General features: G+C 61.2%; 22 protein-coding genes. 17 read left to right on the top strand and 5 right to left on the bottom strand.

Annotated elements, in window-relative coordinates; genetic code table 11:
• Both E5W87_RS06235 and gph read left to right on the top strand, forming a co-directional pair.
• The coding region (locus E5W87_RS06235) for a thioredoxin family protein (RefSeq protein WP_292395018.1) at nucleotides 1–431 on the top strand (431 nt) is incomplete at its 5' end.
• Nucleotides 428–1129, top strand: a complete 702-nt coding sequence (gph, locus tag E5W87_RS06230; protein WP_292395016.1) for a phosphoglycolate phosphatase — start codon at nucleotides 428–430, stop codon at nucleotides 1127–1129. The genes E5W87_RS06235 and gph, both read left to right, overlap by 4 nt.
• Before the next feature lie 128 nt (nucleotides 1130–1257).
• Here the strand turns inward: gph and E5W87_RS06225 are convergent, their stop codons facing one another.
• Together E5W87_RS06225 and E5W87_RS06220 are read right to left on the bottom strand one after the other, a co-directional pair.
• A complete protein-coding gene (locus E5W87_RS06225) occupies nucleotides 1258–1638 on the bottom strand; it encodes a cytochrome c family protein (RefSeq protein WP_292395014.1) in 381 nt (126 codons plus the stop codon).
• Nucleotides 1639–2206: 568 nt separating this feature from the next.
• Nucleotides 2207–2833, bottom strand: a complete 627-nt coding sequence (locus E5W87_RS06220) for a DUF4019 domain-containing protein (RefSeq protein ID WP_292395012.1) — start codon at nucleotides 2831–2833, stop codon at nucleotides 2207–2209.
• Between the two features lie 136 nt (nucleotides 2834–2969).
• Here E5W87_RS06220 and E5W87_RS06215 point away from each other — a divergent pair, with 136 nt between their 5' ends.
• From E5W87_RS06215 to E5W87_RS06190, 6 genes are all read left to right on the top strand, one after another.
• Nucleotides 2970–3179, top strand: a complete 210-nt coding sequence (locus E5W87_RS06215) for a hypothetical protein (protein ID WP_292395010.1) — start codon at nucleotides 2970–2972, stop codon at nucleotides 3177–3179.
• A 38-nt stretch (nucleotides 3180–3217) separates the two neighbouring features.
• Nucleotides 3218–4222: an ABC transporter substrate-binding protein gene (locus E5W87_RS06210; protein WP_292395008.1), complete on the top strand. Its 1005-nt coding sequence runs from the start codon at nucleotides 3218–3220 to the stop codon at nucleotides 4220–4222.
• Nucleotides 4219–5040, top strand: a complete 822-nt coding sequence (locus tag E5W87_RS06205) for an ABC transporter permease (protein WP_292395006.1) — start codon at nucleotides 4219–4221, stop codon at nucleotides 5038–5040. Before E5W87_RS06210 ends, E5W87_RS06205 begins: the two co-directional genes overlap by 4 nt.
• Complete coding sequence (locus E5W87_RS06200) at nucleotides 5009–5749, top strand: ABC transporter ATP-binding protein (protein ID WP_292395026.1); 741 nt, start codon at nucleotides 5009–5011, stop codon at nucleotides 5747–5749. The genes E5W87_RS06205 and E5W87_RS06200 overlap by 32 nt, the downstream gene beginning before the upstream one ends.
• Nucleotides 5750–5783: 34 nt before the next feature.
• Nucleotides 5784–6755, top strand: a complete 972-nt coding sequence (locus E5W87_RS06195; protein WP_292395004.1) for a quinoprotein relay system zinc metallohydrolase 2 — start codon at nucleotides 5784–5786, stop codon at nucleotides 6753–6755.
• 117 nt (nucleotides 6756–6872) lie between these two features.
• The gene (locus tag E5W87_RS06190; protein ID WP_292395002.1) at nucleotides 6873–7736 is read left to right on the top strand and encodes a quinoprotein dehydrogenase-associated SoxYZ-like carrier; all 864 of its coding nucleotides are present in this window, start codon (nucleotides 6873–6875) and stop codon (nucleotides 7734–7736) included.
• Nucleotides 7737–7763: 27 nt separating this feature from the next.
• Here E5W87_RS06190 and E5W87_RS06185 read toward each other — a convergent pair whose 3' ends face one another.
• Nucleotides 7764–8117: a hypothetical protein gene (locus E5W87_RS06185; RefSeq protein ID WP_292395000.1), complete on the bottom strand. Its 354-nt coding sequence runs from the start codon at nucleotides 8115–8117 to the stop codon at nucleotides 7764–7766.
• Between the two features lie 687 nt (nucleotides 8118–8804).
• On the opposite strand from E5W87_RS06185, the gene E5W87_RS06180 reads away from it, so the two are divergent.
• The 4 genes from E5W87_RS06180 to E5W87_RS06165 all read left to right on the top strand — a co-directional run bounded on the left by E5W87_RS06180 (nucleotide 8805) and on the right by E5W87_RS06165 (nucleotide 12881).
• Nucleotides 8805–10706, top strand: a complete 1902-nt coding sequence (locus E5W87_RS06180; RefSeq protein ID WP_367118797.1) for a methanol/ethanol family PQQ-dependent dehydrogenase — start codon at nucleotides 8805–8807, stop codon at nucleotides 10704–10706.
• A gap of 181 nt (nucleotides 10707–10887) precedes the next feature.
• Nucleotides 10888–11412, top strand: a complete 525-nt coding sequence (locus E5W87_RS06175; RefSeq protein WP_292394998.1) for a c-type cytochrome, methanol metabolism-related — start codon at nucleotides 10888–10890, stop codon at nucleotides 11410–11412.
• A complete protein-coding gene (locus tag E5W87_RS06170) occupies nucleotides 11384–12295 on the top strand; it encodes a quinoprotein dehydrogenase-associated putative ABC transporter substrate-binding protein (protein WP_292394996.1) in 912 nt (303 codons plus the stop codon). Before E5W87_RS06175 ends, E5W87_RS06170 begins: the two co-directional genes overlap by 29 nt.
• Before the next feature lie 28 nt (nucleotides 12296–12323).
• A complete protein-coding gene (locus tag E5W87_RS06165) occupies nucleotides 12324–12881 on the top strand; it encodes a PQQ-dependent catabolism-associated CXXCW motif protein (RefSeq protein WP_292395022.1) in 558 nt (185 codons plus the stop codon).
• On the opposite strand, the gene E5W87_RS06160 is transcribed toward E5W87_RS06165, so the two are convergent.
• Nucleotides 12863–13168 (bottom strand): hypothetical protein, encoded by a 306-nt coding sequence (locus tag E5W87_RS06160; protein ID WP_292394994.1) that lies wholly within the window; start codon nucleotides 13166–13168, stop codon nucleotides 12863–12865. The genes E5W87_RS06165 and E5W87_RS06160 overlap by 19 nt on opposite strands.
• 127 nt (nucleotides 13169–13295) lie before the next feature.
• Between E5W87_RS06160 and pqqB the strand changes: the two genes are divergently transcribed.
• The 4 genes from pqqB to pqqE are packed head-to-tail and all read left to right on the top strand — an operon-like array spanning nucleotide 13296 to nucleotide 16400.
• Nucleotides 13296–14234, top strand: coding sequence for a pyrroloquinoline quinone biosynthesis protein PqqB (gene pqqB / locus E5W87_RS06155; RefSeq protein WP_292394991.1), 939 nt, complete (start codon nucleotides 13296–13298; stop codon nucleotides 14232–14234).
• The gene (gene pqqC / locus E5W87_RS06150; protein WP_292394989.1) at nucleotides 14231–14989 is read left to right on the top strand and encodes a pyrroloquinoline-quinone synthase PqqC; all 759 of its coding nucleotides are present in this window, start codon (nucleotides 14231–14233) and stop codon (nucleotides 14987–14989) included. Before pqqB ends, pqqC begins: the two co-directional genes overlap by 4 nt.
• Nucleotides 14986–15282, top strand: a complete 297-nt coding sequence (pqqD, locus tag E5W87_RS06145) for a pyrroloquinoline quinone biosynthesis peptide chaperone PqqD (protein ID WP_292394987.1) — start codon at nucleotides 14986–14988, stop codon at nucleotides 15280–15282. Before pqqC ends, pqqD begins: the two co-directional genes overlap by 4 nt.
• Complete coding sequence (pqqE, locus tag E5W87_RS06140; protein ID WP_292394985.1) at nucleotides 15279–16400, top strand: pyrroloquinoline quinone biosynthesis protein PqqE; 1122 nt, start codon at nucleotides 15279–15281, stop codon at nucleotides 16398–16400. Before pqqD ends, pqqE begins: the two co-directional genes overlap by 4 nt.
• Before the next feature lie 9 nt (nucleotides 16401–16409).
• Here pqqE and folP read toward each other — a convergent pair whose 3' ends face one another.
• Nucleotides 16410–17243 carry a dihydropteroate synthase gene (gene folP, locus E5W87_RS06135; RefSeq protein ID WP_292394983.1) on the bottom strand — a complete coding sequence of 278 codons (834 nt, stop codon included), beginning with the start codon at nucleotides 17241–17243 and terminating at the stop codon, nucleotides 16410–16412.
• A gap of 105 nt (nucleotides 17244–17348) precedes the next feature.
• On the opposite strand from folP, the gene E5W87_RS06130 reads away from it, so the two are divergent.
• A complete protein-coding gene (locus E5W87_RS06130; protein ID WP_292394981.1) occupies nucleotides 17349–17825 on the top strand; it encodes an SRPBCC family protein in 477 nt (158 codons plus the stop codon).
• The last annotated feature ends 4 nt before the right edge of the window (nucleotides 17826–17829 follow it).

The following is a 17829-nucleotide window of genomic DNA, read 5'->3' as shown; positions in this document are numbered from 1 at the left end:
TCTGTAACCACTGCCCCTATGTGAAGGCGGTGATTTCGCGCATCGTCCGCGATGCCAACGACCTCAAGGCGCAAGGCATCGGCTTTGTCGCGATCAACGCCAACGATGCCGACGCCTACCCCGACGATTCCTTCGACAACATGAAGCTTTTCGCCAGGACGAACGGGCTCACTTTCCCCTACCTCCACGACGAGCGCCAGACGGTGGCGCGTGCCTATGGAGCCGTTTGCACTCCGGATTTCTTCGGGCTCAACAGCGACTTGACCCTGCAATACCGCGGCCGGCTGGACGCGGCGCGGCGCGACGCCGGACCGCCCGGGCTGAGGCGCGACCTGTTCGAGGCGATGAAGCAAATTGCCCGAACCGGCGACGGACCGCTCGACCAGATCGCTTCGATCGGCTGCTCGATCAAGTGGAAGGACGCCGCATGAACGTCGGCATGGGCAGGCCGTTTCGATCGCCGAAGGCGATCCTTTTCGATCTCGACGGTACGCTGGTCGATTCGGCGCCTGATATAACCGCCGCCGTCAACGAATTGCTGGCCGGCCGCCATCTGCCGCCGCTGCGCTTGGATCAGGTCAAGGCCATGATCGGCGGCGGCATCAGGAAACTGGTCGAGCGAGCCTTCGCGGCTTCCGGTACGCCGCTCCTCGGCAGTGCGCTCGATGAGGCCAACCGCGTCATGGCGCCGATCTACCGCAGACATCTGACTGGCCTGACAAGGCTGATGCCTGGCGTCAGGGAGGTTCTCACGCACTTCCATTTGAGCGGAATAGCCATGGGCGTGGTGACCAACAAGCCGCAGTTGGCGGCTCGCGAAATCCTGCTGCATTTCGGGCTGACGGACTATCTCGGCGCGATCGTCGGCGGAGATGCGGTGACATCCCTGAAACCGGCGCCCGACGCTCTGCTGCTGGCGCTCGACCAGCTTCAGGTCGAGCCGCGTGACACACTGATGGTCGGAGACAGCAGCGCCGACGTGGCCGCCGCGCGCGCCGCCGGCATGCCCGTCATTCTGCTGCATGGCGGCTACACCCAGATTGCCGTTGAAGAGCTTGGCGCCGACCTCGTTTGCGACGGCCTGCTCGACCTGCCTTCCGCCATGCGGAGACTGCAAGACGCCGCTTGACCGGCGGCGCCAGGGTGGGCGCCGGCCGAACGCAGTTTCGAACGGCCGGCGAAGTCGCGTTACTTCCTGCGGAAGAACCGGGTTACTTCCTAGGGAAGAACCGGGTTATTTCCTGCGGAAAAACCGGGTTATTTCGAGAATTGCTTCAGATAGGCGATGACGTTCGCGACGTCTTCCTCCTTCTTGAGGCCGGGAAACGCCATCTTCGTGCCTTTGACCATGGCCTTGGGATCTTGAAGGTAGCTGGTCAGCGTGGCTTCGTCCCATTTGACGCCGGATTTACCCGCCTCGGTCATGGCTTTGGAATATTTGAACCCCGGATGCGTGCCGGCCGTTCGGCCGATGACGCCGCTCAACGACGGACCGACCTTGTTCTGGTCCTTGTCCACGACGTGACAGACCTTGCATTTGGTGAAGACCTTCTCACCTGCAGCAGCATCCTGTGCCTGCGATTGGTTTGTGATGAACGTCGCAACGGACACGACGGCGAAAAACGCGATTGCACGCATGGCATTTCCTCATTGATCGTCAAGGTGCCCTAGACGATTTTGCGCAGGCCGTTGTTTTGATCATCGGCATGCGTCGTTTTATGGCAGAGCGAAAACTTCTCCCTTGTGGAGTTGCCGCCTGCTTCTTGGAAGCTACCCGGCAGATGAGGGATGTCAACCGCTACCCGAGTTGAAGGCATCGCTTCAGACCAATTGCCGATCGAGGCGCAGTCGGCGAAGCTGCCGATCTCCCCCCTTGCGGGGGAAATTGGATGCCGCTTCGGCTTTCGCCAACCACCAACGCTGGAAGACTGGGCAAGGGGTGCAACCTGAAGCGATTGCCCTCGTATTTTCATTGCTTTGTGACGGCAGTTATGCTAGGAATTTATTCATGGTGCTGATTTGCGCCGACGACCCGCCACCGAGGCGGTTTTTTTGATTCAGGCTTCGGCGGCCATCCCTCCCGAGGTTCAGAGGAGATCGGCTGCGGTAGAATACCAGCCTGTCCATTCGATAGTGGGTCAGTTTGAAAGGGAAGCCGAGAAGCCGATGGTGCGCGGAACGTACGCAAAACGGACCGTCTCAACCTTCACGATGGAAAATTCGGACAATTAGTCGACAACTCGGCCCATGCTCGATCCAATTCGAGTTCCGATCGGGTCTTTTCAATGTTTTTCGCGTTAGCGTTGTCGATGAAGTTGCTTTCGGCCCGCATGACCTGAAAATTTCCCCCTGACGGCCGCTGATAGAGAACAATATACCCGCAGTGACGATCGATGTTTTCAAACTTCGTCGCTATGTCGACTGCGGCATAAACGCCAGGAAAGGGAGCGTTCGCTGGGTCCTTCAGCCACGTGAATTTGAGTAGCCGTCGCTCGCGCACAGCGCCAGCCTGAGAATGAAAATGTTTGCTTTGCTCCATGAAGGCGTTCGATGGGATCGAAGCTTTGGCGGCATCAGTCATCATTTCATATGCCCGCCCATACTCTTGGTTGTCGAGCGAAAGGAAATAGCGACCAACCGTTTCCGTTACATCGCGAACCGCGTCTTCTGAGGGCATCCACTCTTGCGATTGTGCGGGTAGGATCGTAACCAACACCGAAGTCACGATCGCAAGGAAAGCTACGGCTGCATGTGTCATGGGGACTTTCTTCGTAGGAGCCTGATCCGAATGCAATGCGGTCACTACCCTCCATTCGCCTTTGTTGACGGCCATTGGGCGAACGCGTAGCCTCAACCATTCCGGTTTTCCATGGGCACCTCGGGACTCCGGCAGGCGATTTATGTCCAGGCTCGCAGATCGGGCCGGATCTCGCCGAAGCGGGCGTCTTCAAGCGCGCAAGAGGTGCTGAATGGATGTGGTCGACCTCATACTGACGGTTTGCCTGATTGCCAATCCGGGCAACTGCCGAGACGAGCATCTCTATTTCGAGAGCCGTGGCTCTCTGTTCCAATGTATGATGCTGGCGCCCAGCGAAATCGCGAAGTGGTCGCAGGAACACCCGACCGTCAAGGTCAAGCGCTGGAAATGCGCTTCCCCGAGCAAGGACCGTGCGATCTGATCGGCGCCCTGGCTTATCCTGGCCCGGGAGGAGACATCATGATGATTTCGCGTCGAGGAACGCTCTGTCTGGCAGCTCTTGCAACAGCCGCGGCTCTTGTCTCAAGGCCCTCCTTCGCCACCGCCCCCTCCTTCGCCATGGGCAAGGTTCGCATCGGCGTGCTGAAGTTCGGCACCGTGAGCTGGGCGCTTGACACCATGAAACAGCACAAGTTCGACGCAGCCAACGGCATCGATCTGGAGATCATCGATTTCGCCGGTGAAGATGCTACCAACGTCGCGATGCTGGCCGGCGCGATCGACATCATCGTCTCCGACTGGCTGTGGGTCTCGCGCCAGCGCTCGGAAGGCGTCGACCTCACATTGGTCCCCTATTCGACCGCCGTCGGGGCAATCATGGTGAAGGAGCAATCGCCGATCCGGACGATCACCGATCTTAGGGGAAACAAGATCGGCGTCGCCGGCGGGCCTCTCGATAAAAGCTGGCTGCTGATCCAGGCGCTGGCCAGACGCGATCACGGCCTCGACCTGCCGGCAACCAGCGACATCGTCTTTGGCGCGCCGCCGCTGATTTCGGAAAAGGCGATGCAAGGCGAACTCGATGCGGTGCTCAATTTCTGGCATTTTTGCGCCCGGCTCGAGGCCAACGGTTTTCGTCGGCTGATCGGCGCGGATGATGCGGCGAAGGCGCTCGGGGCCGCGGGCGCCGTGTCGGCGCTCGGCTATGTCTTTCATGGCAAATGGGCGAGCGAAAATCTGGCCACCATCCGGGGCTTCGTCAAGGCTTCCGCGCAGTCCAAGGACTTGCTGGCCAGATCCGACGATGAGTGGCTGCGCCTTGCGCCGATCATCCGCGCGCAAGGCAAGGAATTGGCAAAACTGCGTGACCGCTATCGCGAGGGCATTCCCAGACGCCCCGTCGCCGAGGATGCGGCCGACGCGGGCAAGCTCTACCGCGTGCTGGCCGAGATCGGTGGCGAAAAGCTGGTCGGCCGCGCGCCGGAGATGGCGCCCGGCACGTTCTGGCAGGAACTCCCGAAATGAGCGCACCCGACACCGGCGATCGCACGCCTGGCGCTGCGGCCGGCAGCCAGTCCAGCCTTGCAACGGCGCTGACACCCGTGCTGACGGTCGCGGTCTCTCTGCTCGGGCTGTGCCTGCTGTGGGGTTTTGCGGCAAATGCCTGGCCGAGCCGTGCCTTTCCAGGGCCGGGACAGGTCTGGCAGGTGCTGCTCGCAGAGGCGGCGAGCGGCGACCTTTTCTATCATCTCGGCGCGACCCTCGGCCGGGTTGCCGCGGCATATGTCATCGCGATGGTCGTTGGCTCGGTCATCGGCGTTCTCCTCGGCAGCTACCGCAACGCCGACCGGTTCTTCAATCCCTGGGTGATCCTGTTTCTCAACATTCCCGCGCTGGTTGTCATCGTGCTCGCCTACATCTGGTTCGGTCTCAACGAAGCGGCGGCGATCGGCGCGGTTGCCGTGAACAAGATCCCGAATGTTGTGGTGACGATGCGCGAAGGCGCCAGGGCGCTTGATCCGAACTATGCCGAAATGGCCGCCGTCTACCGCTTCGGGCCCCTCGACCGCATCCGCCACGTCCTGCTGCCGCAGTTGCAGCCCTATCTTGCCGCCGCCTCACGATCCGGCATCGCGCTCATCTGGAAGATCGTCCTGGTGGTCGAACTGCTCGGCCGCTCCAATGGCGTCGGCTTCCAGATCTATCTCTATTTCCAGCTCTTCGACGTCGCCGCCATTCTTGCCTACACGCTGGCTTTCGTGGCGGTGATGCTTGTCATCGAACTTCTTGTGGTGCAGCCCGTTGAACGACATGCAACCCGTTGGCGCCGCCGTCCCGCTTAGGGTCGACATCGCCGAAAAGATCTTCAGGTCCGCGCAAGGCGTCTCGATCACGGCGCTTAGGGACCTTTCCTTCGAGGTCCGGCAAGGCGAATTCGCCTGCCTGCTGGGGCCGTCGGGCTGCGGCAAGACCACGACGCTGCGCATCCTGCTTGGATTGGACAAAGACTTTTCCGGCTCCTTCCAACTGCCTGAAGGCGGCTCCAACCGGATCGCCGCCGTATTCCAGGAGCCGATCTTGCTGCCGTGGCGGACGGTGGAGCAGAATGTCAGGCTGGCGCTGCCGAAAAGCCTGAGAACGAAAAATCTCGACGGGCTGTTCGACACGCTCGGCCTCGCCGGCATGCGCTCGCTCTATCCGGCGGAGCTTTCGCTCGGCCTTGCGCGCAGGGCAGCGCTTGCCAGGGCCTTCGCCACCGAACCGGCGGTGCTTTTCCTGGACGAACCCTTTGCCTCGCTCGACGAACGCACCGCCGAGCGGCTTCGGCACCTGCTTTTGACCGTGTGGTCGGCGCGGCCTACGACCGCCCTGATGGTCACGCACAATCTGCGCGAGGCCCTGATGCTGTCGGATCGCATCATCGTGCTCGCGCAGCGGCCAGCCCATGTGCTCGGCATGTTCGACGTAAGGCTGCCGCGGCACTATCGCAATACACAGGTGATGAGCGACCTCTTGCGGTCGTTCCACCAAAAATTTCCGGGCGTGGCCTGATCGCCTTACAGCTCGATGCATATCGGGGGAAGCCATGCCAATCGATAGGGTACGACGCAAACTTGTGAGCGGCTTCGCCTGCACCGCGGTCAGCGCCGCGATGCTGCCCTGTTGCCTCGGGCGGGCTGCTCTCGCCGCTGCCGGCGGCGTTGAATTCAAGGTCAGGAACGTCGCCGACGGCGTCTTCGCTTTGCAGGGCGTGGATGAATTGATGAGTGCCGCCAACCAGGGCGCGATCTCGAACCTGGGCGTCGTCGTCGGCACCGACGCCGTTGCCGTCATCGACAGCGGCGGCAGCCTGATCGAGGCGAACGCCCTCCTCGCCGCGATCGGCAAAATAACCGCCATGCCGGTTCGTTACCTGATCAACACCCACATGCACCCCGACCATATCTTCGGCAATGCGGCATTCCAGGAGATCGGCGCGACTATCGTCGGCCACCACAATCTGCCGCGCGCGCTCGAGGCGCGCGGCGCGTTCTACCTGCAAAGCTTTCGCCAACAGATCGGCGACGCGCTCATGAAAGGGGTCGAGATCATACCGCCGACGCTGCTGGTCGATGATCGCCTGCAGCTCGACCTCGGCGGGCGCATGCTCGAATTGCGGGCGTGGAAGGCGGCTCACACCGACAACGACCTGACCGTCTTCGACAGCGCGACCCGCACGCTGTTTGCCGGCGATCTCGTTTTCGTCGGTTCCTTGCCGACGCTCGACGGATCGCTGCTCGGCTGGCTCCGCCAGATGGATGCGCTCGCCACGATCGGCGCCGCGCGCGTCGTGCCTGGTCATGGCCCGGTGCCGGCCGACTGGCCGGAGGCGCTGACGGCGGAGCGGCGCTATTTCGAGGTTCTGGCGCGCGATATTCGCAAGGCGATCGCCGACGGGATGCCGCTCAGCGAGGCCGTCAAGACCGCCGGCGCAAGCGAACGGGGCAAGTGGCGTCTGTTCGACGAGTACAATGAGCGCAATGCAACGGCCGCCTTTGCCGAACTCGAATGGGAATAGACCGCACGACAAGCGCTGGACGTGGACGAGGTGGATCGATTTGCCAACGCATCGTCAAGGCCTTATCCTCGCCATCAGCCTGGGCACCACCTCTCTGACATTGGTGGAGGCATTGAAATGCAGAACCACGCTTACCGGAGCCGGCAGCTCGCTTTGCCGCTCGCAGCCGTCTTTGCCGCGATCATCCTGGCTGCCGGCACGCTCTTTGGCTTCGCGGGAGCCGCCAACGCGCAGCAGACAACCGCATCTTCGGACAGGATCTGGCAGGATTTGAAAGGCGACGTGTTCGGCGATCGGGCAATTCTGGTCGATAGCGGCGTCGTCAGGATCGAGGCGCCGAAGCGGGCGCAGGATGCCGCCATCGTGCCCGTCGACATCTATATCGACCTCGCCAAGACGCCCGATGGCATCAAATCCGTCACCTTGATCATCGACGTCAACCCGGCGCCGGTGGCGGCGACGTTCCAGATCGGCAAGGACGCCGGCGTGACACATCTGTCGACGCGCGTGCGCGTCAACGACTACTCCTATCTGCGTGCCATAGCAGAAACGCAGGGCGGCGAGCTCCACATGGCCCAGACCTTCGTCAAGGCGTCGGGCGGATGCTCGGCCCCGGCGGTCAAGAACCAGGACGAGGCGATGGCGACGATGGGGCAGATGAAGCTGCGCCAATTCCCGCCTCAAGAGACGATGACAAAGGTACAGGAATTGCAGTTGATGATCCGGCACCCGAACAATTCGGGCCTGCAGCGCAATCCGCTGACCCAGTATTTCATCCCCGCGCATTTTGTTCAGAAACTATCGATCTCTCAGGCAGACCGGCCGATCCTCTCGATGGAAGGCGGAATATCGATTTCGGAAGATCCCAATTTCCGGTTCGATTTCAAGGCGCACGGCAACGGCGAAATCCAGGTCGAAGCGATCGATACAGATGGCAAGGTATTTCGCAATCAATGGCCACTGGAGGCTGCGGGACTCTGAAGCCTCGAAGCGGCGTGCGTAACGCGTTTAAAAGCAGCGCACGTCGGCTTCCGCCTGCGCGCGCTTCAATTCAGTGCTCGCGGCTTTCGCCTGCGCGCTTTCGCGAAACAGTCCCGAACGCTCCCCTGTCGTCAGGGACATGCTCTTGAAGGTCTCGGCCCTTTCATAATGGTCGAAGGGAATGATCGAGGCGATCACGTCGATCGAGCAGGAACAGCTCTCCAGCGCCCGACGTGTCTGGCCGTTCGTCTGCATGCAGCCGAGCACATAGTCGACGACCGTCGCTGTCGGATAATCTCCGGCAGCGCCAGCCGGATTTGCGAATCCCAGCGCCGACGTAAGCAACAGCGGCAAGGTCGAAAAGCCGACATATCTGATCACTGGGAATCCTCCGATTGGCCTGGACGCGATAGATTGATCCGATGGGATCGAGCCGATGGACGAGACGGGACCACCCGCGCCAGTTGGCCTCGCGCCACCACGCCAGTCAAGTTCTCATGCTCACCGTATAGTACCAAAGGAGCAGGGCCGTACCGGCCGGCAAAAGGCCTCCTCGACGACACGATCACCCCCTCCGAATCCCGGTGCCGACCTTCATTTCATGTCTCCTTCACTATCGGCAACCGGAGCGACGCGCGCATACTTAACGTCGTACGCTCCAATGAATATTCCTAAATAAAAACCAATACATTCCGCAAAAAAAATACGCAAAATTTGGCAACTTATATAAATCCAGCCTCTAACACAGTCGATCAATAGCTTTCTGCATGCGTTTTTTCATATCTATTTCTCTATATTGCAGTGCAACATGGACGAAAGTGATTTTTCTTGCCTTCCGCCTGGGGATGACATAGCTTCATCCTGTTTCCGGCTTCAAGGGCGTCACCGTCATTAGGGAGCGGCGACAGTCTTTCGTAGGCCAAGTGGGATGGGCAGTAACGGTGCCCTCTGCTCATTCGGCTTAGGTCGTGACACGCTGCCGGAAATACTTCCCCCACATGAATCGCTTGGGCAAGCCCTCGTGGGCTCAACGGACGATTCGTCATTGTGAACCCTGGGAGGACTTTGATGCGTGTATTTGCGAAAACTGCCTACCTACTAACGACCGCGGCGCTCATGTCGTTCGGCGCGGTCCACATGACGTCGGCCAATGAAGAACTAATGAAAATGGCCGAAAACCCCAAAGACTGGGTGATGCAGACGGGTGACTACGCCAACACCCGCTTTTCCAAACTTAACCAGATCACCAAGGACAATGTGAAGAACCTGCAGGTCAAGTGGAGCTTCTCCACTGGCGTGTTGCGCGGCCATGAAGGCGGGCCGCTGATCATCGGCGATGTGATGTATGTCCACGCGCCGTTCCCCAATACCGTCTACGCTCTCGATCTCAACAATGACGGAAAGATCCTCTGGAAATACGAGCCCAAGCAAGACCCGAATGTCATTGGAATCATGTGCTGCGACACGGTCAATCGTGGCGTCGCCTATGGTGACGGCAAGATCATTCTCAACCAGGCCGACACCACAGTCGTGGCGCTCGACGCCAAGACCGGCAAGGTCGTCTGGTCGGTCAAGAACGGCGAGCAGACCGACGGCGGAAAGGGCGAATCCGGTACGTCAGCACCCGTAGTCATCAAGGACAAGGTGCTGGTCGGCGTCTCCGGCGCTGAATTCGGCGTTCGCGGCTGGTTGGCCGCCTACAATCTGGCAGATGGCAAGCTCGCCTGGAAAGCCTATTCGGAAGGTCCGGACGCAGACACCCTGATCGATCCCGAAAAGACCACCCACCTTGGCAAACCTGTCGGAAAGGATTCCGGCACGAACACCTGGGAAGGCGAACAGTGGAAGACAGGCGGCGGCACGACATGGGGATGGTATTCCTATGATCCCAAGCTGAACCTGGTTTATTATGGTACCGGCAATCCTTCGACATGGAACCCGGTCCAGCGCCCAGGCGACAATCGCTGGTCCATGACAATCATGGCTCGCGATGCGGATACTGGTGTTGCCAAATGGCTCTACCAGATGACCCCGCATGACGAATGGGACTATGACGGCATCAACGAGATGATTCTCGTCGATGGGATGGAGGTCGGCGGTGCCAAGCATGACGTGCTGGTGCATTTCGACCGCAATGGCTTTGCCTACACCATGGATCGCGCCAGTGGCGAACTTCTCGTCGCCAAGAAATACGATCCGGCAGTGAACTGGGCGACGGAAGTCAACATGGACCCCAGCAGCGACCAGTATGGCCGCCCGCAGGTCGTGGCCAAATATTCGACCCAGCAGAACGGCGAAGACACCAACTCGACGGGCATCTGCCCGGCGGCGCTTGGAACCAAGGATCAGCAACCGGCCGCCTATTCGCCGAAGACCGGGCTGTTCTACGTGCCGACAAACCACGTCTGCATGGACTATGAGCCTTACAAGGTGAGCTACACTGCCGGCCAGCCCTATGTGGGCGCCACCGTGTCGATGTATCCTCCCGCTGGAGGCGACGGCAACATGGGCAACTTTATTGCCTGGGATGCTGCCAAGGGCGAGATCGTCTGGTCGAAGCCCGAGCAGTTCTCGGTGTGGTCGGGCGCGCTGGCAACCGACGGCGATGTCGTCTTCTACGGCACGCTCGAGGGCTACATCAAGGCGGTCGATCATGACGGTAATGAACTCTACAAGTTCAAGACCCCGTCCGGCATCATCGGCAACATCACGGCCTACGAGCATGGCGGCAAGCAGTACATCGCCGTTCTGTCCGGCGTCGGCGGATGGGCCGGTATCGGTCTGGCAGGTGGACTGCTGTCGCCCGATAACGCCGCTGCCTGGCATGGTGCCGTCGATCAGGGCCGTGCGCAAGGCGACGAGTCCGCGGTCGTTGGGACTGCTGGTCTGGGTGCGGTCGGTGGCTATGCAGCACTTGCCGACTACACGACGCTGGGCGGCCAGCTCACCGTCTTCGGTCTCCCGGACTGACACACGGGAACCTTAGGCACACGCCTCGGGTCTTGTGAAAAGACCAAGGCTTGAAAAGCGAGAGCCCGGATCACCGGGAAGCCAGGACCGGGCTCTCGATTTCGCCGCGCCCCAAAACATCGATCAATGCCGCTTCACGACAGAAAAACCCGTGTCCGTGGCAAATGAAGGAAGACACTGAATGTTCGTTCGCATTGTAATTTCCGCTCTCGCCCTGGCTCTGCTGCCTCTGGCAAGCTCAAGTCTCGCACAAGCCCAGGACAGCGCGGAAAAAGCCAAGGCGGTGACGGAAGAAGACGGCAAGCATTTGGATGCGGACGGAAATCCGACCTACAAGATCGAAAACGGAACCGTGGATTGGTACACGTTCAGCGGTTATCGCCGCTATCACTCCGATTGCCATGTCTGTCACGGACCGGACGGCACAGGTTCGACCTATGCGCCGGCCTTGGTCAACAGCCTGAAAACCATGGATTACGGCACGTTCCTCTCGATCGTCGCCGAAGGCCGCAAGAATGTCGGCGGCGGCAAGGAGAACGTCATGCCCGCTTTTGGCGATAACAAGAACGTCTATTGCTACATGGACGATCTCTACGTTTACCTCCGTGCCCGCGCCGACGGTGCGGCGCCCCGCGGCCGGCCGCCGAAGAAAGCAGACAAGCCGCAGGCAGCGAAGGATGCCGAAGCATCCTGTATGGGTGGATGATATGATTGGCCGCGATGCCATGATGGGTTGCGATGCATTGAAGCTGCGTTTTGTGCTGCCGATCCTCGGCGCACTCGCCTTGCTGCCTTCGAACGCGCAGGCGCAGGGCGCCGGGCTTGGTGCCGCGGGAGAACTGGTCGATCCCGATATTCTGCGCGTCTGCGCCGATCCTTCGAACATGCCCTTCACCGACAAGAGCGGCGAAGGCTTCGAAAACAGGCTGGCCGAACTGGTTGCAGCGAAAACCGGTCGGAAGTCCGTCGCCTACACGTGGTTTCCTCTTGTCACCGGCTTCGTGCGCAACACGCTGGCGGCCAACCGATGCGACGTCATCATGGGCTATGCCCAGGGCGATGAACTGGTGCAGAACACCAACGCCTACTATCGCTCCTCCTATGTGCTGGTGCATCCGAAGGGCAACGGCATGGAAGGCGTCGAGACGATCGAGGATCCAAAACTCACCGGCAAGAAGATCGGTGTCGTCGAAAGCACGCCTCCGACTGCCAACATGGCCGCCAACAAGCTCTTGCGAACGGCAAAAATCTATCCGTTGGCGGTGGATACGCGCCTCACCCCTTCCATGGGGGAGGTCATGATCAAGGACATGCTCGCCGGCAAGATCGACGCGGCGGTCATTTGGGGACCGATGGCAGGCTACTATGCCAAGGAACTCGGCGCCGACCTCACGATCGTTCCGCTGGTGAAGGAAAAAACCGGCTCGCGTATGTCCTACCGTATCACCATGGGCGTGCGTCCATCCGACCAGGAATGGAAGCGGACGCTCAACCGGGTGATCAGGGAAAACCAGGCGGAGATCAACAGGATCCTGCTGGACTACAATGTGCCGCTGATCGACGAACACGATAATCCGATCACGCAATGACGATACCGGTATGGGGGACGATACCGGTATGAAGGGAAAGGAGACGATTTTGCTGGTCGCTGCGGGCCTTCTCAGTCTGACCGAACCCATGTGGGCTGGCGATATCGCCGAGCCCGGCGGCTACCGGATGGACGAATATCGGGCGCCGGTGCCGCAGACGCTGCGAGGCGCAAGGGTGGTGACGACGGCAGAGGCGGAGGCGCTGTGGCGGGAGAAGAAGGCAGTGTTCTTCGACGTCATGCCGAACACGCCGAAGCCGGCCAATTTGCCGGCAGGAACGATTTGGAGAGAGGCGATCAGAAAGGACATCCCGGGCAGCATCTGGCTGGCCAACGTCGGTTACGGCGCTATCTCCGAGGAGACCGCTAGCTATTTTCGTCAAGGCCTCGCGGCCGAGGCCGGTGCCGACAAGTCGCGCGCTATTCTGTTCTATTGCATGACGAATTGCTGGATGTCCTGGAATGCCGCGAAACGGGCCGTCGAATGGGGCTACAGTTCGGTGATCTGGTATCCGCTCGGCGCCGATGGATGGGAACGTGCAAACCTTCCGCTGGAGGAGAAGAAGCCTTACGTGATCGGCAATTGAAGCATGAGCATTGTTATTTCGATCGTCTTGTTTTTCGATTTTTCAGAACCTACCGTTTCATTTGTCCATTTTGAGAGCTGATGGACGAGCCATTGCAATGGTGCCCAGCAATGGTTGACTGAGAAAAGAATCGGCCCCTTCGGGCTGGTAGAAGAGGAGAATGCCATGAAGAAGAGCTGGACAAAACCGACCATGTGCCAAGTTGCTGCGGGCTTCGAAATTTCGCGGTATCTGCCTGCTGAAATTCCTCCCAAGAAGTAGGCCGCAGTGGTGCGTGTCCCTGGCAACGGGGACACGCACTCCCTTGCCGCGTGGGATCTTCGTGAAAGGTTTTGACGCGTTCAATGCGGGCGCGAAGCCGTTCGCGGCCGAAAATTTCCTGCTGGTTGAACAAGCCGCAGAGCGGGCATTGCAATGCGGTTGAAGATCATCGGCTCGGCGGCAGGCGGCGGCTTTCCGCAATGGAATTGCAACTATCGCCTGAGCCGCGCGGCTCGCAGCGGGATGGCTGGCGTGCAATCGCGAACCCAATCAAGCATCGCCGCATCAGTGGACGGGGCCGGCTGGGTTCTCTTCAACGCCTCGCCCGATATTCGCCAGCAGATTGCGCAAACGCCCGAATTGCAGCCCGCGCACGATGCGCCGCTGCGTTCGACGCCTATCCGTGCGGTGGTGCTGACCAATGCCGACGTCGATCATGTCGCCGGCCTGCTCAGCCTGCGTGAGCGGCAGCCTTTCGCCATCTATGCAACGACACAGGTTCTGGCGACGCTGGAGGCGAATTCGATTTTCAATGTTCTCGATCCGGTGCTCGTGCCGCGCCGCACCTTGCCGCCGGCGGAAGAACTGGCGATCTGCGATGCAGACGGCCATGACACCGGCGTGGCCGTCGAGAGCTTTCCCGTGCCCGGGAAGATAGCCCTCTATCTCGAGGAAAGAGGCCAGCCGGACGCCAATTTCAGCTCCGACGCCGGCGACACGATCGGCGTCCGTATCGCCGGCGCCGGCAGTCGCGGCTCAGTCTTCTATATCCCGGGCTGCGCACGCATCGATGCGAACCTGCGCACGCGCCTAGCCGATGCCGCCGGCCTTCTGTTCGACGGCACGGTCTACACGGACGACGAGATGATTGCCGCCGGCGTCGGACAAAAAACCGGTGCGCGCATGGGGCATCTGGCAATGTCGGGAGACGCGGGTTCGATCGCCGGCTTGGCCGATGTGAGGATCGGCCGCCGTGTCTTCGTCCACATCAACAACACCAACCCGGTTCTGGACGAGAATTCCGCCGAACACGCGGCGGTCAAGGCGGCGGGCTGGGAAGTCGCCCGCGACGGGATGGAGATGGAATTTTGAGTGATTTCCACGACGCGGCCAGGAACGGCCTGTCCTCCAGCGAGCTCGAAGCGGTGCTGCGTCAGGTCGGTGCCGAGCGCTATCACAACCGCCACCCCTTCCATCACAGGATGACCAGCGGTGCGCTGTCGAGGACCGAGATGCAGGCTTGGGCGCTGAACCGCTATTGCTACCAGGCTGTCATCCCGCGCAAGGATGCCATGATCCTCGCACATGCCGAGGATCCGGCGTTTCGCGCCGCCTGGCGCAAACGCATCGAGGACCATGACGGCGAGGACGGCTGGAGCGGCGGTATTGCGCGCTGGCTGCATCTGGCGACCTCGCTCGGTCTCGATGCCGATGCGGTGAAGAGCGAAAGGCTGGCGCTGCCGGCGACACGTTTCGCGGTCGGCGCTTACCTCTCCTTTTGCACGAACCGGACGCTGTTCGAGGCGGTCGCCTCGTCGCTGACCGAGATGTTCTCGCCGCTGATCATTGGCGAGCGGGTGCCGGCGATGCTGGCCAAATACGATTACATCACCGAGGATACGCTGGCCTATTTCAGCCGACGGCCCGAACAGGCCTCGCGCGACGCCGACTTCGCCCTCGCCTACGTGCTCGGCCATGCCGACACGGCGGAACGCCAGCAGCAGGCGATCGATGCATTGGTGTTCAAATGCGATATACTCTGGGCCATGCTCGACGCGCTTCAACACGCCTATGGCGAGCCGGGAAACATACCGCCCGGCGCCTTCCGCCCGGAGGCAGCGCTATGATGGCGCTGCGCGAAAGAGCCTTGGTGTCGCCGCAGTCGGTGCCGTCGCTACCGAAGCACGTGCGCATACAGTACGACCCCGTGCGGCAGGCGTTCGCCGTGCTTTCGCCCGAAAAAATATTTTGGCCGAACGACATCAGCCTCGACATATTGCGCCGCTGCGATGGACGGTCGACGGTCGGCCACATCATTGCCGACCTTGCCGCGGATTATGATGCCGAACAGGAGGCCGTGGCCGCCGACGTCGTCGCCTTCCTGCAGGAATGGTCGGACAAGCTGCTGGTGAAGCTATGAGCGAGCCCCTTCTCCCCCCGATCGGCATGCTGGCGGAACTGACGCATCGCTGTCCGCTGCAATGCCCCTATTGCTCCAATCCGCTCGAATTGCTGAAGGCCAATCGCGAACTCGACACACAGACCTGGCTCGACCTGTTCTCGCAGGCCGCCGATCTCGGCGTTCTCCAGGTGCATCTGTCCGGCGGTGAACCGACACTGCGCCGCGACCTCGAGCAATTGATCGCCGGGCTTTCGGCGCGCGGCGTCTACACCAACCTGATCACCGCCGGCGTCGGCATTGCCGAGGGCCGCATCGAGGCGTTTGCCGAAGCCGGGCTTGACCATCTGCAGCTGAGCTTTCAAGGCGCACGGCCGGCGACCACCGACCGCATCGGCAACCACAAGGGCGGCCACGAAAAGAAGCTGGAGACGGCACGCCGGGCTCGCGCGGCCGGCCTGCCGCTTACCATCAACGCGCCGATCCATCGCCACAACATCGAGGAAGTGCCGGAATTCATCGATCTGGCGCTTTCGCTGGGCGCGGAGCGGCTCGAGATCGCCAACGTGCAATACGCCGGCTGGGCGCTGACCAATCGCGATCAACTGATGCCCGAGCGTGACGCAGTTGAACGGCAGGCGGAGATCGTCGCGGCGGCACGCGAACGGCTCACCGGCATCATGAACATTGATTTCGTCCCGCCGGATTATTTCGCCATCTATCCCAAGCCCTGCATGGGCGGCTGGGCGCGCGACGCCTTCATGGTGACGCCGGACGGCACCGTGCTGCCATGCCATGCCGCACAGACTATCCCGTCGCTCAGCTTCGAGCGTTTCGGACCGCGCAGCCTGGCCGAGATATGGACCGATTCGCCGGCATTCAATGCCTTTCGCGGCACCGACTGGATGCAACAGCCCTGCCGCAGCTGCGAACGGCGTGAGATCGACTGGGGCGGCTGCCGCTGCCAGGCGATGGCGATCGCCGGCGATGCCGCCGCCACGGACCCGGCATGCGCGAAATCGCCGATCCATGCGCGCATGGCAATGCTGATCGACGAAGCCCAGCGTGCTGCGGCAGTTCCTTCGAAGGACGAACAATTCGTCTACCGCCGGATCGGCGTCGTGACCGAGCCCGCCTGACGCGCTCTTCTATTCCACGGTCTCGCGCTCGCGCACCGCGTCGGCGAAAGCCAGTGCGTCGCGATTGACCGCGACATTGTGCACACGAAAGATCGAAGCGCCCTTCAACCGCAGGATGACGCTGGTCGCCGCTGTGCCGACGTCGCGCCCCTCGTCACTTCCGCCGACCAGGTGACGGGCAAGACGCTTGCGCGACGTGCCGACCAGCAATGGAAAACCGAGAGCGCGCAATTCACCGAAGCGAGCCATGAGCTCGAGGTTTTCCTCTCCATCCTTGGCGAAGGCGAAGCCCGGGTCCAGCACGATCCGGTCGTCCGGGATGCCGGCGTCGCGCGCGATCTCCAGCGATCTGTTCAGGAACATGAACTGGTCGGCGATCACATCCGCCAGTTTTTCACGGCCGCGCCCGGTGTGCATGATGACGAGACCGGCGCCGGTTTCCGCCGCGACGTGCGCGATGTCGGGTTCGCGCTGCAGGCCATGCACATCGTTGACGATATGTGCGCCCGCCGCGACCGCCAGACGCGCGGTCTCGGCCCGATAGGTGTCGACCGAAACGAGGCTGCGGCCGTCGGACGACAGCGCCTCGATGATCGGGAGGATGCGCGACTGTTCCTCGCGCGCCGAAACGGCGCCGGCGCCGGGCCGGGTGGACTCGCCGCCGACGTCGATGATCGCCGCACCCTCGCCGATCATGCGCCGCGCCTGTTGGAGCGCCCGCTCCGGCCGATCGAATTCTCCTCCGTCGGAAAAACTGTCCGGCGTGACGTTCAAAATCCCCATCAGCAACGATTTCGCGCCAAGATCGAGATGCCGTCCATGAGCAAGGTGCCAGCGCGTCATGCATCAACCTTCTGTCTATTAGAAGCCAATCGCGACAGGATTGTCACTCACACGAGTCCGGTTTCCCCATCTACCTAAGCTCGTGAAACAAAAAGGAGCCTAGCAATGACCAAGGAAATGATCAGCTTTACTTACACGACCTATATCGTCTCGACACCGGGAAAGGTGTTCGAAGCCATAACGAAACCAGACCTCGCACGGCGCTACTGGGGCCACGAGAACGTCTCTGACTGGAAGCCCGGTTCGAGATGGGAACATATCCGCGCCAATGATGAGCGGACTGTCGAACTCGTCGGCGAGGTCGTCGAGGTCTCGCAGCCGACCCGTCTCGTCATCACCTGGGCAAACGCTTCGCAGGCGTCCGATCCGGCGAGCTACAGCCGGGTAGCCTTCGAGCTCGAGGAATACGAGGCCATGGTGCGGCTGACCGTCACCCATGACGAACTCGAAGCCGGCAGCGGCATGGCGAATGGCATCAAAAAGGGGTGGCCGATCGTCCTCTCCAGCCTGAAATCCTTCCTCGAAACGGGCCAGGCGATCGATGTCTTCGCGAAGCCACGCGCGTCCGAACTGGCGGCCTGAGCCA

Origin of the sequence: Mesorhizobium sp. (genome assembly GCF_004962925.1) — a bacterium.
Lineage (GTDB): Bacteria > Pseudomonadota > Alphaproteobacteria > Rhizobiales > Rhizobiaceae > Mesorhizobium.
Note: the sequence above shows the minus strand (reverse complement) of the source record. Positions and strands in the feature narration are given on the sequence as shown.

Coding starts and splice junctions, on each gene's coding strand:
- E5W87_RS06215 (WP_292395010.1), top strand. CDS start 2,970: ATGGATGTGGTCGACCTCATACTGACGGTTTGCCTGATTGCCAATCCG.
- E5W87_RS06190 (WP_292395002.1), top strand. CDS start 6,873: ATGCAGAACCACGCTTACCGGAGCCGGCAGCTCGCTTTGCCGCTCGCA.
- gph (WP_292395016.1), top strand. CDS start 428: ATGAACGTCGGCATGGGCAGGCCGTTTCGATCGCCGAAGGCGATCCTT.
- E5W87_RS06225 (WP_292395014.1), bottom strand. CDS start 1,638: ATGCGTGCAATCGCGTTTTTCGCCGTCGTGTCCGTTGCGACGTTCATC.
- E5W87_RS06130 (WP_292394981.1), top strand. CDS start 17,349: ATGACCAAGGAAATGATCAGCTTTACTTACACGACCTATATCGTCTCG.
- E5W87_RS06180 (WP_367118797.1), top strand. CDS start 8,805: ATGCGTGTATTTGCGAAAACTGCCTACCTACTAACGACCGCGGCGCTC.
- E5W87_RS06175 (WP_292394998.1), top strand. CDS start 10,888: ATGTTCGTTCGCATTGTAATTTCCGCTCTCGCCCTGGCTCTGCTGCCT.
- E5W87_RS06200 (WP_292395026.1), top strand. CDS start 5,009: ATGCAACCCGTTGGCGCCGCCGTCCCGCTTAGGGTCGACATCGCCGAA.
- E5W87_RS06195 (WP_292395004.1), top strand. CDS start 5,784: ATGCCAATCGATAGGGTACGACGCAAACTTGTGAGCGGCTTCGCCTGC.
- folP (WP_292394983.1), bottom strand. CDS start 17,243: ATGACGCGCTGGCACCTTGCTCATGGACGGCATCTCGATCTTGGCGCG.
- pqqD (WP_292394987.1), top strand. CDS start 14,986: ATGATGGCGCTGCGCGAAAGAGCCTTGGTGTCGCCGCAGTCGGTGCCG.
- pqqE (WP_292394985.1), top strand. CDS start 15,279: ATGAGCGAGCCCCTTCTCCCCCCGATCGGCATGCTGGCGGAACTGACG.
- E5W87_RS06165 (WP_292395022.1), top strand. CDS start 12,324: ATGAAGGGAAAGGAGACGATTTTGCTGGTCGCTGCGGGCCTTCTCAGT.
- pqqB (WP_292394991.1), top strand. CDS start 13,296: ATGCGGTTGAAGATCATCGGCTCGGCGGCAGGCGGCGGCTTTCCGCAA.
- E5W87_RS06220 (WP_292395012.1), bottom strand. CDS start 2,833: ATGGCCGTCAACAAAGGCGAATGGAGGGTAGTGACCGCATTGCATTCG.
- E5W87_RS06170 (WP_292394996.1), top strand. CDS start 11,384: ATGCCGAAGCATCCTGTATGGGTGGATGATATGATTGGCCGCGATGCC.
- E5W87_RS06210 (WP_292395008.1), top strand. CDS start 3,218: ATGATGATTTCGCGTCGAGGAACGCTCTGTCTGGCAGCTCTTGCAACA.
- E5W87_RS06205 (WP_292395006.1), top strand. CDS start 4,219: ATGAGCGCACCCGACACCGGCGATCGCACGCCTGGCGCTGCGGCCGGC.